The following is a 15,187-nucleotide window of genomic DNA, read 5'->3' as shown; positions in this document are numbered from 1 at the left end:
TGGCGGATTGGTATCTGTCATGTGTTACGATTTCACCGAAATACGATATAGCAACGCATATAAGACGGGCACAATGCCTAATGTCAGTATAGTTGAAAACAACAGGCCACCCATAATCGCCAGCGCCATGGGTTCCCACATTTCTCCCCCTCCCAGATAGAGCGGCACCAGTCCCAATACAGTCGTGGCTGTGGTAAGCAATATAGGCCGCATGCGCTGTTGCGCGGCCTGAATAATCGCCAGGACCGGGTCGTCTCCCTGATCCAACTCGTACTTAATCCGCTCCAGTAATACAATGGCGTTGTTAATCACAATGCCTGCCAGTGAGATAATCCCCAGTAAGGTCATAAAGCCAAAAAATGACTGCCCAATCAGCAACCCGGCAACCACCCCAATAAAGCCCAGTGGCACAGTGGTCAGGACAATGGCCGATTTACGGAGTGAATTAAACTGGCCAACCAGCAGGATCACAATAATGAAAATGGCAATGGGCATTTTCTCGGCGATAGACTGATTGGCTTTGCCAGAAGACTCGGCCTCGCCACCCAGCTCATAACTGTAGCCAAAGGGCCAATTTTTTTGTTGCTCTTCAAGCCAGGGCTTGAGCTTAGAAAAGCCTTCATCGGCAGTGATACCATCCAGCTGAGCGCCCACCGTGACCGACTTCAGGCGGTCGCGCCGCAAGATCTGGGCATTCTCCCACACCACTTCAATATCAGCTACCTGCTTCAGCGGCACCGATTTACCCGAAGCCTGAGAATACACCACCATGGCTTCCAGCTTACCGATATCCTGTCTGTCAGCAGCCACCGAGCGCAGAGTGACCGGAATAAGCTCATCCCCTTCGCGATAACGGGTGAGCTCCAGACCACTGAGACCGGTTTGCAGTGAACTTGCAATGTCTTTGCTGGAGACACCCGCACGCCGCGCGCGCGTCTGATTGATTTTGATCTGTAGTTTCTTGATTGGCAAACCCCAATCGTCACTCACGGCTTTCAATCCCGGTGTGTTACGCATTTGTGCTTTAAGCTCATTGACCAGTCCCGTCAGCACGTCGATATCACTGCCAGATAAGCGTACTTCAACCGGATTATCGATGGGTGAGCCGTTTTCTATCTTACGCTGCTTGATGAGCAAATCGGGATGGCGCTGTAATGCATATGTCTCGATTTTTGCCATCAGCTCATCAATATGCCGATAGGAGGTGGTCGACACTATCATCAAAGCATAGTTTGAGCTGGCCGGCTCCGGGGTATGGGTCAGCAGAAATCTGGGTCCTCCGTTGCCCACATAAGTGACCCAGTTGGTGACGCCTTTGTCACGCGACTCGTTGACCGTTAAATCGCGCTGTAAAAAGGCTTCCATATCCTTAACCATGGCCTCAGTGGCACTCAGGCGCGTGCCAACCGGCAGCTCCAGCTCAACCTTAAAGTAATCCCGGTCCGAGGGCGGGAAAAACAACTTAGGCACCAGCTGCAAGCCCTGTAAAGCCAGGAAAAACATCAATACACACCCGGCAAGTGTCATCCAGCGATGCTTAATCAGCCCCATCAGGATCTGTTTATAAGTTAAATAGATACCTGCATCGTAATTGGCAGCCTGAGATTTAACCCGAGTAAACAGCACACACAGCATGGGGATCATAGTCATTGCCAGTAACCAGGAGCACAGTAAAGTGATGGTCACCACTTTGAACAGGGATGCGGTGTATTCTCCCGTGGCGGATTCTGCCAGAAAAATCGGTAAAAACGCAGCACCTGTGGTCAACGAAGACACCAGCAGCGGCACTTTTAGCTCATCTGCCGAGTCAACCGCAGCATCAACCGCGGACTTGCCTCGTTCCATCTGCACCATGATGCTTTCTGACATCACAATCCCGTTATCAACCAGCATGCCCAGCGCAATGATCAGCGCAGCCAGCGAGATCTGATCGATGCTGATGTCAAAAAAGGACATCGCCAGTATGCCGAATACCATGCTCATTGGGATCAGGCTGGCGACTATCAATCCAGTTCGCAAACCCAAGCTGAACAGCATCACTACGGTCACCACCAGTACCGCTTGGATCAGGTTCGACACAAAATCATCAACCTTTTGCTCAACCTCTCGCGGTAGAAATGACAGTAGCTTAAAGTCCACCCCTATCGGGTAAACAGATTCAAGATAATGGATCGCATCGAGTACTTGCTCACCCAACAGCAGGTTATTACCGCCGTGGCGCATGGAAATGGCAATCGTCATCCCCTCTTTGTCTGCCACTCGCACTTTAACCTTTGCTGGGTCGACATAATCGCGGTACACCCGGGCGATATCACTGAGCAGGATCACCTGCTCTGACCCTGTGATATTAATGATGGTACCGGCAATGTCTTCCACCGATTCAAAGTTACCACTGGGCTCAAGCGCCAGGGTTTCATCATCAATAAAAATGGAGCCGCCTGGATTAACAATATTGCGCGCTGCCAGTTGATCTTTCAGTTGTCCGGGCGAAATCCCGAGTGATGCTAGTTTGGCATTTTCAAATTCAATGAAGACGCGCTGCTCCTGTGCACCGAAAATGTCGACCTTTGCGGCTTCCGGCAACCTCAGCAGCTCATCTCTGACCTGCTCGGCCACTTCTTCCATCTCACGATAGGAGTAACCCTCCGCAGTCAGCCCGATGACAACGCCAAACACATCGCCAAATTCGTCGTTCACTATGGGTTTTTGCGCATCGCTGGGGAGGTCATTTTCGACGGTTTCAATCTTGCGGCGTAAATTATCCCAGATAGGCCGCATTTCCTTGTAGCTTTCTTTGATATTAACACTGACGATCGAAACACCGGTTTTAGAAGTACTTTTAACAAAGTCCAGCTCCGGAATTTGCTGTACCACCTTTTCAATTTTGTCGGTTACCAGTTCTTCAACCCGCTGCGGGCTTGCACCGGGAAAGTAAGTAACAACCTGTGCGGTTCTGATAATAAAGCCAGGATCATAGTCTTTAGGCATCTTATTGAACGCCACGATGCCGAAAAACACCAGGGCAAAAATCAAAACCCAGGTTGTGCGATTATTCTCTAATGCTAATCGGGTGATGTTCACTCACGACCTCCCTGGAATTTCACAACCAGCTGATCGGTCACTTTGCTCATACCTGCGGTCACCACGTGTGTGCCAGCTGTCACACCGGAGATCACCGGGAAGCCCAGCGAAGAGACCTCTCCAATCTGCACCGGCGTTTTGGTCACTTTACCTTTGCCGTCACCGAGCGAGGTAACCGTCCATACATAGTGGCCTTTGTCGTCTTTCAGCACCGTAGATAAAGGCAAATAGAGGCGGGATAACGCTTCACTGGGTGCACTGGCCATGACTTTGGCCGTCATTCCCGGCAAAATGTTATATCCGGGAGGAGGTAACATGCCGAGCGTGACCTCATAGGTTTTTGTCACCTCATCGGCCTGGGTACTGACCTCTACAAAAGTCAATTCAAAGCGCTTGCCTTCTATCGCCGCAAATTCTGCAAATACCTGCTTCGGTGTGTCTTTGCTGACGTGGATCATAATACTTTCCGGTACATTTACCTTCAGATTAATATGCTCTATGTCCTGTAAAGTCGCCACAACTTGCTTGGCCTGCACCTCTTCGAATTGTTCAACATGTGTGCGCGCAACAATCCCGGAGAATGACGCCCTGAGCTGGGTATAGTTCAGGTTGTTTCTGGCATTGGCCAGCTTCGTTTTGGCACTGGCAAATTGAGATTTAAGCAGGTCATAATCTGATTGGCTGATGGTTCCGGTCACAATCAGTTGCTCACCCCGCTTAAAATCGGCTTCTGCTTTTTCAAAAGCCGCTTGCGCTTCCTCCACCGCTAGTTTGTAGTCGGTATCATCTACCTTTGCTATCACATCTCCTTGCGTCACTTCCTGGCCTTGTTTTACATTCAAATGCGTCAGTTCTCCAGACACTTTGAACGACAGATCAGCGGTGCTGGCTGCATCGACCACAGCCGGAAATTCCTGGAGCGGCCCAAAATTATTAACACTGAGCTCGATCGTTCTCACTGGCCGCAATTGTGGTGCTTTATCAGCCGTGGTCTGTGGCTCAGAGCACGCGGACAGAACAGTCGCCATAACGCCGGCTAAAAGGAAGGTGTGCTTTCTTATCATAGGTGATCACCACTATATCGTTTTTGATTTACTGATTGCTGTAACAAAATTATCTATCCAGACGTCGAGTACTGCTTTTACAGCCTGGGCATTTTCATCGCCATTTTGCTTTACGACTGACTCTACCGCTTTGTGGGCAGACATCATCAGAACAGGTTCCTGACTGTCCCCCAAATAAAACATGCTCTCCAGTGACACAGATGTCACCACCTCTGACTGTTCGGTTGCCATCAGATAGGCACTTTTGCCGGCGCTATATACCAAGCGAACCGGAATAAAGTCGCGTACTTCCATTTCACTCGGTGCAAACTCAATTTGCGTAAACGCACCGCGGATCGTCAGTACATCCGGACCAAGCACCTGTGGCTGCTCAAGCAAAACCTGATAATGCACAGAGAGCTTTTGTTGTAGCTGAGCCTGCATATAGATGCTTAACTTGGCCACATCTGCCGGGCTGAGTGAAACTTTGGCTTCGTCATTGAGCTGCAGCCACACTTCAAAATGCGGCAAGTAAATTGTTTGCACCCGTTTCAGGGCACCATTTTTAAGTCGTTCCGATACATATAACGCAGTATCGGGATAGGTATCAGAAGGTTTTAAACGCTGGTAGTCGGGTAAAAACCCTGAACGCGTTGTCTGCTGAGTGCTGGTGCAACCGGTAATGAACAGGGCCAGGACAGCCCAGATCGCAATGTGACGCATCGCCAAGTCTCCATTTGATATTCAGTCTGTAGTTAATACATCAGTCCCGCGCAACAGTCTGATCTAAGGTGTTAAATGATGTTTTCACAGCTAGGTTAAAAGCTTCTTTTAAAAATAGCAGCCTTTTGCCAGTGTGTGGCAACAATTACCAATAATAGTTCAAATTACCGTGCCACTTTTCCTTATCTGGGGACGAATGATGTGGCACAGCCTTTAGTCATTTTTGCTGTCCCCAGCTTTTGCAATTCACAAAGCGCGAACCCAAAGTCTGGGACCCTGAGTCTCCTTCCACCTAAGGCTCGCGCATCCATATTATGGATTGGAATGCGAGTTAAACGCCTTCAACAATCAAACGCGTATCTGGTAAACATGCCAGATGCGGGATCGCCAAATCCGGGCGCTCCATGCGATTAAGCGCATTTAGTGCCGCGGCAATGGCCCCCTCCTGCCAACCAGGTAAAGACGAAAGCTGATCACCAACGATGAAGAAGTTGGGTTGTGTTTCACTGCCGTCTGCCGCTTTCACTGTACTGCCCTGCGCCAATACGTTGAAATGGTGTACAGCCTGATCGCCGACCACATGCCACTGGGCCCAGCCACCTTTGATATATGGCATATTTTGCCAGGCAATCGCCAGACCATGCTCCAGACCATCACCAAATGCCTGACCGAACAGCTTCGCACCTTCACGCGCTTTGTCCAGACGCGCCTGCACCGGTAACTTACCCCACTCATAAGCAATTTCAGAGAAGTTATAGGCTCCGGTGAGTACGCCTTTTTGATCATGGTAGGCCGTGGAGGGATACCAGATCTGTGTAATATCGTTGTCCGTCCAGGAGATCCCGCCAAAGATAGGCACTACACCAATTTCAGAGTCCGGCACACTCAACACGTCAACGTTCGCACAATCATCATGCACTTCTTTAACCTGACTACCCTGCCATAAATAACGATCTGCCTGCCAACCCACTTTGGTCGTACATGCCAGGAACTTAGCCTTGTAGCCACCATGATCATCGACAAACTGAGACTGATAGACAGCCTGTAATGCAGATTTAAATTCGCTGTTGAGGCCCACCTGGCTATTTGGATCCTGGAGCGTTTCTGACAAGATCTCTTTCAAGAAAGGCATGGCCATGTTGCTGAAGCAGTAATCCGCATACACAACGTCAAGATCGTCAGTACCTACTTTCGCGATAGAAATCGCAAACTGCTGACGCGATGCATCCCAGTCAATCTGTTTTACCGGACTGTTCAACAAAATGGTGCCACCCAAAGTAGCGACTTGCTGGGCAAAGGCATGCTGCACCTGATCCATCCCGCCGACCGGCTGAAACAGCGTCGACTGCCAGAGGAAATCAACAGGCTGATAAAAACGGGTTTTGTCCCAAAACTCGGAGCCAAGTAAGCTGTCGAAACTCAAAGGCTCCGCAATCGTTCCGGCATCAACGCCTGGCAATTCAGTGTAGCCCGCACGAGAGCGGCCATTTTCCATGCCATCTTCACCCGCCGTCACAACGTATTTCCCCTCATTGGGACCACTGGGTACCAGCTCACCAAAACTGATCATTAACTCCCTCAATTGCTGGGCACGACGCTCAATATCCTGTGTGCCTACGCCACATTCAGTGGTTTTGATCAGCTGCTCAGCATTTTCAAACACCATCTGAGCCAGCCACCCCCGGGTATTGTGATCAAGACGGCGATAAACCAGCGGCAAACCCGCAAAGCTGTCTGACATCTGCACTAAGTTCGACTCGCTGTTCATGACATAGACTTCCACATCCACACTGAATTGCTTCAGATAAGACAGCAGACGTTTGTGGCTGGAGGGAATGCGGCCAGGACCTGCATTGAGATAAGGTTCTGCATCACCCTGAGGTCGGTCAAAACGCACCACCTGTGGCTGTCCGGGTTTAGAATGAAACAACTGACTGTCAACATCTTCAATTAAGGTATCCCCAGTGCGCAGGCTCAAACAACGTCCCCCGGTGCGGTTTTGTGCTTCCAGTACCGTTACTTCCATACCCGACTGTTGCGCTAACAGTTCGTAGGCCGTCGTCAGGCCGGATACACCCGCGCCAATGATCACCGCTTTCTTGCCCTGATATTTGTGTTTGGTCAGGGTCACCGGACCCGGTGTGACTTTAAGCTGCTGATTGGTCGCGTCATCGAGCGCAGCATGGGCTCTGGCTTTGGGGTGCTGTTGAAAAAAACGTGCGCGTGATTGGTGTTCTGCCATGAGTTGCTCCTTAATAAACACCTGCTCCAGGCCAACTCGATACACACAATGGCAAGGTTACACTGTCGCTCCACTGAGGGCCGACCTGGAGGTCTGGAAAAATAATTTATCCCTACTACCCACAGACTCCAGTAAGGTTGACGACCTGTGTCATAGACTTAATTAAACGATAAGCCCAACTGCGATACGCGGCTTAGTAACTCTAGTCCAGTCTGCCCAGCTTTGCCTGCTGCTCAGATAAATATCTATACAGGCGGATTGGTAGGGCATCATGCTGGTGCGTTGTGACACATTGAGCGGCACTTGCGCAAATCTGGCGCCTGGTAAAACGCAGATTTTTGCTATTGTGGTGGTGAGTCTTAGCAGAGAAATCGGGGTTAGCTTGGATAGCAGATAAGGCCGCTTTGCTGTGAGTGGAGCGGTCCTGCCGTTTATCGGTGTGGTGCGAGTGCTCTGGTAGCGGTTTGTCACTGGACCATCAAACCATTGGCTTGAGATATCCAGTGCAGGCGCGCATCAGCTAAGAGCCCTGCGCGTCTGTGTAGCGATTGATCAATAAGCTGGCGACCTGCTGCTTAACCGCGCGCTTGTCGCTGGGGTCTACACCAAAGCGTTGCGCCAGCAGGGCAATTTCTTCGTCTGTAAGATTGAATGACAAACGTTGTCGGGTTTTTTTCGATTTGACTTCTAAATCGAGGATTTTGCGGATCATATCAGAAGGCGTTAACTCTTCGTCTATAGCCTGTTTTTTCAGACTTTTCTGCACCTCTGTGGTTAAGTCAAACGCCATTTGAGTCGCCCGCAGCGCCCGTTCCTGACGCTGCCATTTGGCTTGTTTATCTGTCACTCGCCGGCTCCGGGAAACAAGTCAACAATATCACTCAGCGGTCGCGTCAGCGTTAAAGACACTTCCGTTTCTCCGCCGTCCCAAACTTCAATATTAATGCTGTGCTTTTCATCGGGCGAAGCCAGCTCAATCACCTCGCACACGTCCCCGCTTTCATCCTGATATCGTGGTAATGTGCGTCCGCGGTAATCCTGCTCATGGTAATAAGCAACATACGGCGCTTCACTTTGCTGGTAGCTCTGCCCCAAAAAGCGTTCGAACTCAGCAGGCTTTGCCTGTGTTTCAATCCGGGTCAGGGATTCTTCATCGAAGATCCGGGCAAACTCGTCAAGAGTAAAAATGGCGTCCACATCATCGCGCTGAATTTTCACTGAGAAGTTGGCAAACTCTTCCCCGTCATCCTGCTCAATCTGTAAAAACACCACCTTGCCCGATTCAGACTCCAGCACAAATTCATATTCAGCACTGCGCTGGTATTGATAGGTTTGCACCGCGACCACCTTCAGGGTCTGGCCTTTTAACCAGTCTGGATAAGCAAACGAATCAATCACACTCAGCATATCACCTACGCGTAAATCACGGGCATGATTGAGCTGGCGCTCTGGCGCTTTCTTAGATTTAAAAAAACCAAACATAACTCACCTTTATTCAATTAGAGCAGGCAAAAAAGGAGGCCAGGCCTCCTTTTTAAAAAAACAAACTCGGTTATTTGGCTTGTTTTGCCTTAATGCGATCCAGAATATCGTTACTCTTTTGCGTTGTACCAATGCCCGCTTCAGCCATTTTTGCTTTCAGATCGGCACCGCTTTCAGCCGCTTCCAGCTCTTTAGCCGCAGCCAGCTGGTCTTGTCTGTCCAGCTGACGCTGCTTAATGCGCTCCAGTGACTGACGTGCGTTGACCATAGACGATTCGTTGGTGTTGAGTGTGCTGTTGACCGCCATTGTAGCCTTTTGCACGCTTTCGGTGGTTTTCACCATAGTTAGTTGACGCTGATTTTCTTTAATCGACTTTTCAGCGTCTTTCACTTGTTGTTTCAGCAAAATAACGTGCTTGGTAAAGCCGTTAAGCACTTGCTGATGCTCTTCTTTCTCAGTTTCGAACTCACCAATTTTTTCCGCAATTTCGACCGCCAGCGCTTCGTTGCCCTGTTGCAATGCCTGACCTGCATACTCTTCATGCTCGGCAATGCTCTCGTCCAGCGCCGCCAGTTTGCGTTTGGTTTGCATTTCTTTCGCCATCACTTCAGTCAGGCTCTTTTTCGCTTTCGCCAGGGCATTTTTTGCGTCGGCAATTTCCTGCTCAAAAATACGGATGCCATTGGCATCAACAATCGACTCACCCACTTCACGGGCACCGCCACGCACAGCAGTAAATAATTTCTTTAAAATACTCATCTCACTTCTCCACTATTAGTCTTTCAAGTACACAGTCACAGCGTCCAGCGCTTCGATGGCATTGTCTGCCAGCGTGACCAGTTCGTGCGTTATCTCATCGATGGAGGAGGAAACAGCCAGCGCGCCAAAGATAGCGTACTGTTCATCAATTTTAGCAAACGCACTCAACGGGATCGGCACATTGAGTTTTAACAATGCTTCGTTTAACTCATTCAATAACTCAGGCTTCACTTCATTCTCGTTGAACAAATAACTGATACACACCAGTTGCTCTTCTGTCTGAGTTACAAAGATCGGTAATTCGTCATTTCCCTCTACAATCACTTGTAATACATCCTGCTCACCCTCATTGGAGATCAGAAAGGATTCGAAGTTAGCACCTTCTGTTTCAAACGATGCCAATTTGATTGATAACTCATTTAATTCCATCTTTCTTTACCTTTTGATTTTGACATATTATGTCTGAGTTAAGATTTGCATGTGCGACATAATATGTCAACACTGTTGCGTTAATTTTTATACAGCTCATCTTCGGTTTGCCATGCCTGGCGGTAATAATCGTACAGTACACCGGAGCCTAACCGGTTGACTTCAATCTCTTTATTTTTGTCAAAAAAGCGATTAGGAAAAACAAAAGAAGACAGTAAATAGTTTTTACTGACCCAGTTACTCGCCACCGGCAGCCCCTCAACGGATGCAATTCTGGCACTGGCAGGTTGACCGGTACGCGTCGCTATAGTCCATCCCCACTGACCAAAGGAAGGAATATTTTGCTGGTACTGTTCCACATGGGCAAAGCCCGCCTGCTTAGCGGTTTTTGCAATACTGATAAAGGCCTTTTTGGCATGATAGGGCGAGGTTGACTGGATAGCCAGCGCCCCATCTGGTGCCAGTAATTGCCTGACATGATTATAAAAATAATCACTATACAACTTATTCAGATCCGGGTGGTTAGGATCAGGCAGGTCAATGATGATGGTATCGAATTGCAGACCACGGTCCAGCATGCGCTCAACTTCTAAAAAGGCATCTGCAACTATCACCTCTGCCCTTGGGTCGTTCAGCGCGTTGTGATTCAGCTGCACTAGCTTAGTTGTGATCTCAGGGCGCGCCTCAAACCCTTGCCCCTGTAAACCAAACAGCGACAACAACTGGCCGTCCAGGTCAATCAAAGTAGCGCTTTGCACCGGCCACTTAAGCACGTCGCGCAATGCTAGCCCATCTCCGCCACCAATGATCAACACCCTGTCGTGCCGGTTTGATGCCAGCATAGGCGGATACACCAACATAGTGTGATAGATTTGCTCATCCATAGATGAGAACTGTAAGCGGCCATTTAAAAATAAATCGTGTATGGGCGTGGCCTGGGTGCGACTAAGCCGTTCGGTGATCACTACATGCTGATACTTGGTCGATTCAGAGTAAATAACCTTGTCTTTGTACAGCACATTGCTGAGATCTTTCATCCAACCACTGCCGTGCACCAAGATGACGGCAAATACCCCTAATAACAGGATGTGGCAGGCCAGCAGGAGTTTGGCAAAACGCACATAGCTAAAATAGCGCCATAAGAAGATCAGCCCGGCAACGATATTGAATAAAGCCGTCCAGGCCGCGGCCTGCATAATCGGCAAAGCCAGCATGATCATCACCCAAATTGCCGCCCCGACGCCGGCGCCAATGTAGTCAGCCCCATAAATGGTGCCGGCATTATTCTCCAGAAAGCGGCCATACACCTGCTGGCGAATGCGGGCAATTAGGGGGATCTCCATGCCAATCAGGATCCCCAAAATAAGCCCGAATATATAGGGCAAAAGCCGGGCGACATCCTGTAGCTGCTGAAATGGCATGCCGTCGAGCAGGCTGTCTGGAGGCAGATTGTAATGACTGGATAGAGTGTGCGGTAAGGTGTAGGTCAGCGCTATGATACTGGCGATGATCAGGATACTACTCATGCCCAGCAATGCAATCACGCTTTCCAGCCAGGCAAAGGCTGTAAAGGGATCCTTAAACCAGCGCGCCAGAAACGCACCGATCCCCATGGCCACTATCATAGTGCCTATCATGGCATAAATGGCGCTTTCCACTGAGCCAAGCACTCGCCCGGCATAGTGAGAAAGTAAGTACTCGTAGATCAGGCCACAGCCAGCCAGAATGGCCATCACGCCGATCAGTAAAACATCGTGACCCAGCAGCGATAAACTGCCGGTCACTTTTGGCTGATTAGGGGGAACAGACACACTCAAGAATTATGCACCTAACAGGGTTGCCATGGTCACGCCCACGGCAAACGACACCGCCGCTGAAATGGTCGCCACACCAATGTTTTTCTGACGATTGACCTCATCAGAAATGTCGGTGCCTGCGAGAATGACTTTGATCATAACCAGGTGCAACAAAGTAAATAACACAATGCTGCCCAGCGCCGCCACACTCCAGTAGATTAAACTGCTGGTCATGTTATCGGCCACATAAGGTGCCAGGCCGGAAGCCGCTGTCAGGGCCAGTGCCGCACCAATCAGGAATCCGGCATAACGAATACCCACAGCCACATTGTTATCTAAAATAGCCTGCTGCAAACAGTCGCCGTTACGATTGGTTCGTTTGAACAGCTGTACCCGGTACTGGCTTACCAACAACATACAGATATTGCCGATGACAAAGGCAATGGCAACAATCGGCAGACCGTACCAGCCCTCGGTCAGCACCCAGAGTAACGCCGAGCGGATCACAATCGCGACACTGACCACATGGCCAAAGTCAATTAATGCCGAGGTAATATTGCCCTTAATGATTTCACTGTGCAGGTCTACTTTGCGCAGCGCGACTTTATCCTGAAAAAAATGACCCAGCTTGATCAACACAATGCCCACCACACCATAGCCCGCCATTTGCAGTGCTTCCTGAGTCAGCGTGCTGGCAAAAGCGCCACTGGTGATCCCGGTCAGTACAATGGCCAGGCCAGTAAGGCCGCCAGCAAAGCTCAGGCCAAAGGCAAAGTTGTCTCTTTCGGTAATTTCATCATTGGCGTGCAGGTTAGACACCCACCCTTTGATATATTTTAAACTCACAAACAGGGCAATGATGACCGCCATATCGATGAGAAGTGCCTGTAATGTCCAGACGGTTAATCCGTTAAATTGATACATGTTTAAACTCCGCTATCTGATGCGCTACTTGCCCCGGCTCACGCCACGAGAGGTCCGGTTTGAACTATTGCGAATTGAGCCCGAGCTCGATTTGGCTCTCGAGTAGCTGCTTCGCGATATTGACGATGGGGTATGACTGGCCCGACTTAAGCCGGACGCGCCTGCCTTTCTTTTTGCATACGGGCTGGTAAATTGTCGGCCCTGGCGCTGGTAAGACTGCCGGGTACGTTGCTCGATGGCATTCTGGCGCTTATAACCCTGATAGCTGGTATAGCGCTTGCGTCCATAATCGCTGTAGTAGCTGTATTTTCGGCGCTTGCTCCAACTGCTATATTCTATGTCCCCAACCAAATCGCCCAGCATCCGGTACATGCCATACCACATCCAGAAGCTGGTGCCATTGGAGTTGGTTTGCCATTCACCATAGTTGGCATTGCCAACCAGCTGATTACCGAGTGCAGGTTGGCCATTATTGGCCGCCTGCTCAGCCGACTGACTGACTGCCCCAACCCGGGCCAGCGTGCCGTTAGACATGTCGGCCAGCACATTGATGGGATCGGTCAGCGCGTCATTGAATAAACTCACTGAAGCGGCCTCTTTGAGCAACACCGCTTGTTCAATGATGTCATCACTGCTCATACCCGGCTGAGGTGACTTTAATGCCTGATAGCGGCTCAGCAGACTTTGATATAACGGACCGTTGCTGGTTGCATCCTGTGCTATCAGCTGAGCAATATTACTTAGTTGCGGGTTTTGTTGGCTCAGTACATTGGCGTACTCAGTTAAGAGATTTGCATTGCGCACCTGGTTTTTATCCAGGGCATCGCCCAATGCGTTAATGGCTCGGGAGGCATCCTGCTGCGTGTGGGCAATGGTCTGCTGTATGCGTTCTTCTTTCGATTCACACCCCAGCATTAACACCATGACACAGAGCAGACTTATCAGTTTCCAAACTTTAAAATCGGACATTCATTGTCACCTAGTCTACCTTGCTACGAATTGAGGTTTTCTATTCTACATAATTGCGATGGATAACCAAGCAGCATTCATTGGCACTTGCGGTAATTTTCACAACGCATCACTGATCACGATAATCGCTCACTTAAAATCGTGCCCAAAGCAGTATGCACCTTATTTAATATCAGCGTGTTATGTGATATCAGCCACGTAACTGTGAAGTACACGCGGCTGACTCGAATTGGCAAGGCGTTAACAGTTGTCTTCAAGCAGCTCGAAGATCAAGTCTTCCAAATCTTCAAGGTTGTCTTCATCCACCACCAGGCGGGCTTTTGACTCATCCAGGTCGAGTGCTTCGGCAAAGAAACCACGCAGGCCACGGGCCTTACGGTCAATTTCAAAAATTACTTCAAGCTGTTCTCCACGATTGAAAAACACCAGCTCAACCTCATCAAAACGACCATGGAACTCACCGGCAATGGTTTTAAACTCTAATTCCTGGACAAACGGCAGACGTGAAAAAGACGCTTCTTCTATCCCTTCACAATCGGACTCGTACAGTTTAAAGCCCAGCTCTTCCATTGCATCAATCACTGCCTGCTGCAACTCGGTGGGCACCACCCGAATGTAGTCGCGATCTGACTTATCCAGTGCCATATCGATATCCAGGTTAGTAGCAATCCAGGTTTGCGACTCACCCACCGTGATCGGCGTTTCCAAGTCTAACTCGAAAGCGAAAGGAATATGTTTTTCATCACCGGGCTCAATGGTAAAGCGCTCGTTAATACGAAACTTGGCCAGCGTGTGCTGCTTAGTGAAAGTTTCCGACTCACCTTCACTGTTTTCTCTTTCAACGGTGTAAGTACACATCACTTTAAGATCGATTTTGTTGATCTCCTGTGCAACCTTGCCACCATTGATTTTGACGGTGCCGGAAATTTCTTCACCGGGTGCAAATTGATGATAATCTAACAGTGTGTCTACTTTTGCTGCGCCAATACCCACCGCGCCAAGTGCTTTTTTGAAAAAAGACATAGTCATCCTTATTGATTTTGCCTCCCTCTACCAGTGAGGGGTTTCGGCGTCGATTATAAAAAAGAACATTGGCGCGTCAACCGCCTTTTATTTTAATCTGCTTAACAGAAACAAGCCCCTTAAAAATACACTCACTGAAAAAATACCAATATATAATGCATTTTTGAAAACCTTCAGTTAGTTTCCAGCTTATAAAATATTATTTAATTTATACAGGCTAACCAATTTAATTCAATTCACACCTGTTGAAAAAGAAATATCGCACAACTGTGATGTTCAATCTCTCAAACACAGACAAAGCCTTTGTATTCCAACCTGCCAGATAATAAAAAAGTCGGCTCAGTAGCGCTTTAGAAACGTCAGTCTTTAGGGGCTGAAGGCAGCAAATTGCCTATCTAAGCAGGTAACAACCAGATTGGTATTTTAAGAATACAATTGAAAGGAGGCGCAGCTTCGTACCTACCACCACAACAAACAGATGGCTCATTGACTAATCGCCAATTGAGCCCCCATTACTCTCAGGCACCACTCACAGCCATCACATTTTACAAAGGTGTAAGGCAAGTCTACCTGGGGCTCAGATACATGACTAACCACTCAACGACAACCATAGTTACCTGAGTTTGACCAAAAAAGACCATTTTGTTATTAAATATACTCAAGATAAAAGGTAACATGTCGATAACAATTTAAGAATACAACGTACAAGGAAAAA

At 48.9% G+C, this 15,187-nt stretch carries 12 protein-coding genes; all 12 read right to left on the bottom strand.

What is annotated here, in order from left to right:
• Positions 1-24: 24 nt before the first annotated feature.
• The 12 genes from L1285_RS10505 to L1285_RS10450 all read right to left on the bottom strand — a co-directional run bounded on the left by L1285_RS10505 (position 25) and on the right by L1285_RS10450 (position 14,472).
• Positions 25-3,081 (bottom strand): efflux RND transporter permease subunit, encoded by a 3,057-nt coding sequence (locus L1285_RS10505; RefSeq protein ID WP_235412293.1) that lies wholly within the window; start codon positions 3,079-3,081, stop codon positions 25-27.
• Positions 3,078-4,145: an efflux RND transporter periplasmic adaptor subunit gene (locus L1285_RS10500; RefSeq protein WP_235412292.1), complete on the bottom strand. Its 1,068-nt coding sequence runs from the start codon at positions 4,143-4,145 to the stop codon at positions 3,078-3,080. Before L1285_RS10500 ends, L1285_RS10505 begins: the two co-directional genes overlap by 4 nt.
• A gap of 12 nt (positions 4,146-4,157) precedes the next feature.
• Positions 4,158-4,847, bottom strand: coding sequence for a DUF3313 family protein (locus tag L1285_RS10495; protein ID WP_235412291.1), 690 nt, complete (start codon positions 4,845-4,847; stop codon positions 4,158-4,160).
• 331 nt (positions 4,848-5,178) lie between these two features.
• Positions 5,179-7,089 carry a flavin monoamine oxidase family protein gene (locus L1285_RS10490; protein WP_235412290.1) on the bottom strand — a complete coding sequence of 637 codons (1,911 nt, stop codon included), beginning with the start codon at positions 7,087-7,089 and terminating at the stop codon, positions 5,179-5,181.
• A gap of 520 nt (positions 7,090-7,609) precedes the next feature.
• A complete protein-coding gene (locus L1285_RS10485; protein ID WP_268836033.1) occupies positions 7,610-7,879 on the bottom strand; it encodes a hypothetical protein in 270 nt (89 codons plus the stop codon).
• Between the two features lie 53 nt (positions 7,880-7,932).
• Positions 7,933-8,571: a DUF4178 domain-containing protein gene (locus L1285_RS10480; RefSeq protein WP_235412289.1), complete on the bottom strand. Its 639-nt coding sequence runs from the start codon at positions 8,569-8,571 to the stop codon at positions 7,933-7,935.
• Positions 8,572-8,641: 70 nt separating this feature from the next.
• A complete protein-coding gene (locus tag L1285_RS10475; protein ID WP_046004855.1) occupies positions 8,642-9,331 on the bottom strand; it encodes a PspA/IM30 family protein in 690 nt (229 codons plus the stop codon).
• A gap of 15 nt (positions 9,332-9,346) precedes the next feature.
• A complete protein-coding gene (locus tag L1285_RS10470) occupies positions 9,347-9,760 on the bottom strand; it encodes a DUF2170 family protein (RefSeq protein ID WP_046004856.1) in 414 nt (137 codons plus the stop codon).
• Between the two features lie 80 nt (positions 9,761-9,840).
• Positions 9,841-11,571 carry a polyamine aminopropyltransferase gene (locus tag L1285_RS10465; RefSeq protein ID WP_328285032.1) on the bottom strand — a complete coding sequence of 577 codons (1,731 nt, stop codon included), beginning with the start codon at positions 11,569-11,571 and terminating at the stop codon, positions 9,841-9,843.
• A 9-nt stretch (positions 11,572-11,580) separates the two neighbouring features.
• Positions 11,581-12,480, bottom strand: a complete 900-nt coding sequence (locus L1285_RS10460; RefSeq protein ID WP_046004858.1) for a DUF350 domain-containing protein — start codon at positions 12,478-12,480, stop codon at positions 11,581-11,583.
• A 24-nt stretch (positions 12,481-12,504) separates the two neighbouring features.
• The gene (locus L1285_RS10455; protein ID WP_235412288.1) at positions 12,505-13,449 is read right to left on the bottom strand and encodes a CHAD domain-containing protein; all 945 of its coding nucleotides are present in this window, start codon (positions 13,447-13,449) and stop codon (positions 12,505-12,507) included.
• 240 nt (positions 13,450-13,689) lie between these two features.
• The gene (locus L1285_RS10450) at positions 13,690-14,472 is read right to left on the bottom strand and encodes a sporulation protein (RefSeq protein ID WP_235412287.1); all 783 of its coding nucleotides are present in this window, start codon (positions 14,470-14,472) and stop codon (positions 13,690-13,692) included.
• Positions 14,473-15,187: the final 715 nt, after the last annotated feature.

Origin of the sequence: Pseudoalteromonas sp. DL2-H2.2 (assembly GCF_021532535.1) — a bacterium.
GTDB lineage: Bacteria > Pseudomonadota > Gammaproteobacteria > Enterobacterales > Alteromonadaceae > Pseudoalteromonas > Pseudoalteromonas rubra_A.
The sequence above is the reverse complement of the archived record's forward strand: the minus strand, read 5'-3'. Positions and strand labels throughout refer to the sequence as shown.

What these genes read in the sequence shown, in the direction of transcription:
- L1285_RS10500 (WP_235412292.1), bottom strand. Translation starts at nt 4,145, where the DNA reads ATGATAAGAAAGCACACCTTCCTTTTAGCCGGCGTTATGGCGACTGTT.
- L1285_RS10495 (WP_235412291.1), bottom strand. Translation starts at nt 4,847, where the DNA reads ATGCGTCACATTGCGATCTGGGCTGTCCTGGCCCTGTTCATTACCGGT.
- L1285_RS10490 (WP_235412290.1), bottom strand. Translation starts at nt 7,089, where the DNA reads ATGGCAGAACACCAATCACGCGCACGTTTTTTTCAACAGCACCCCAAA.
- L1285_RS10485 (WP_268836033.1), bottom strand. Translation starts at nt 7,879, where the DNA reads ATGGCGTTTGACTTAACCACAGAGGTGCAGAAAAGTCTGAAAAAACAG.
- L1285_RS10480 (WP_235412289.1), bottom strand. Translation starts at nt 8,571, where the DNA reads ATGTTTGGTTTTTTTAAATCTAAGAAAGCGCCAGAGCGCCAGCTCAAT.
- L1285_RS10475 (WP_046004855.1), bottom strand. Translation starts at nt 9,331, where the DNA reads ATGAGTATTTTAAAGAAATTATTTACTGCTGTGCGTGGCGGTGCCCGT.
- L1285_RS10470 (WP_046004856.1), bottom strand. Translation starts at nt 9,760, where the DNA reads ATGGAATTAAATGAGTTATCAATCAAATTGGCATCGTTTGAAACAGAA.
- L1285_RS10460 (WP_046004858.1), bottom strand. Translation starts at nt 12,480, where the DNA reads ATGTATCAATTTAACGGATTAACCGTCTGGACATTACAGGCACTTCTC.
- L1285_RS10455 (WP_235412288.1), bottom strand. Translation starts at nt 13,449, where the DNA reads ATGTCCGATTTTAAAGTTTGGAAACTGATAAGTCTGCTCTGTGTCATG.
- L1285_RS10450 (WP_235412287.1), bottom strand. Translation starts at nt 14,472, where the DNA reads ATGTCTTTTTTCAAAAAAGCACTTGGCGCGGTGGGTATTGGCGCAGCA.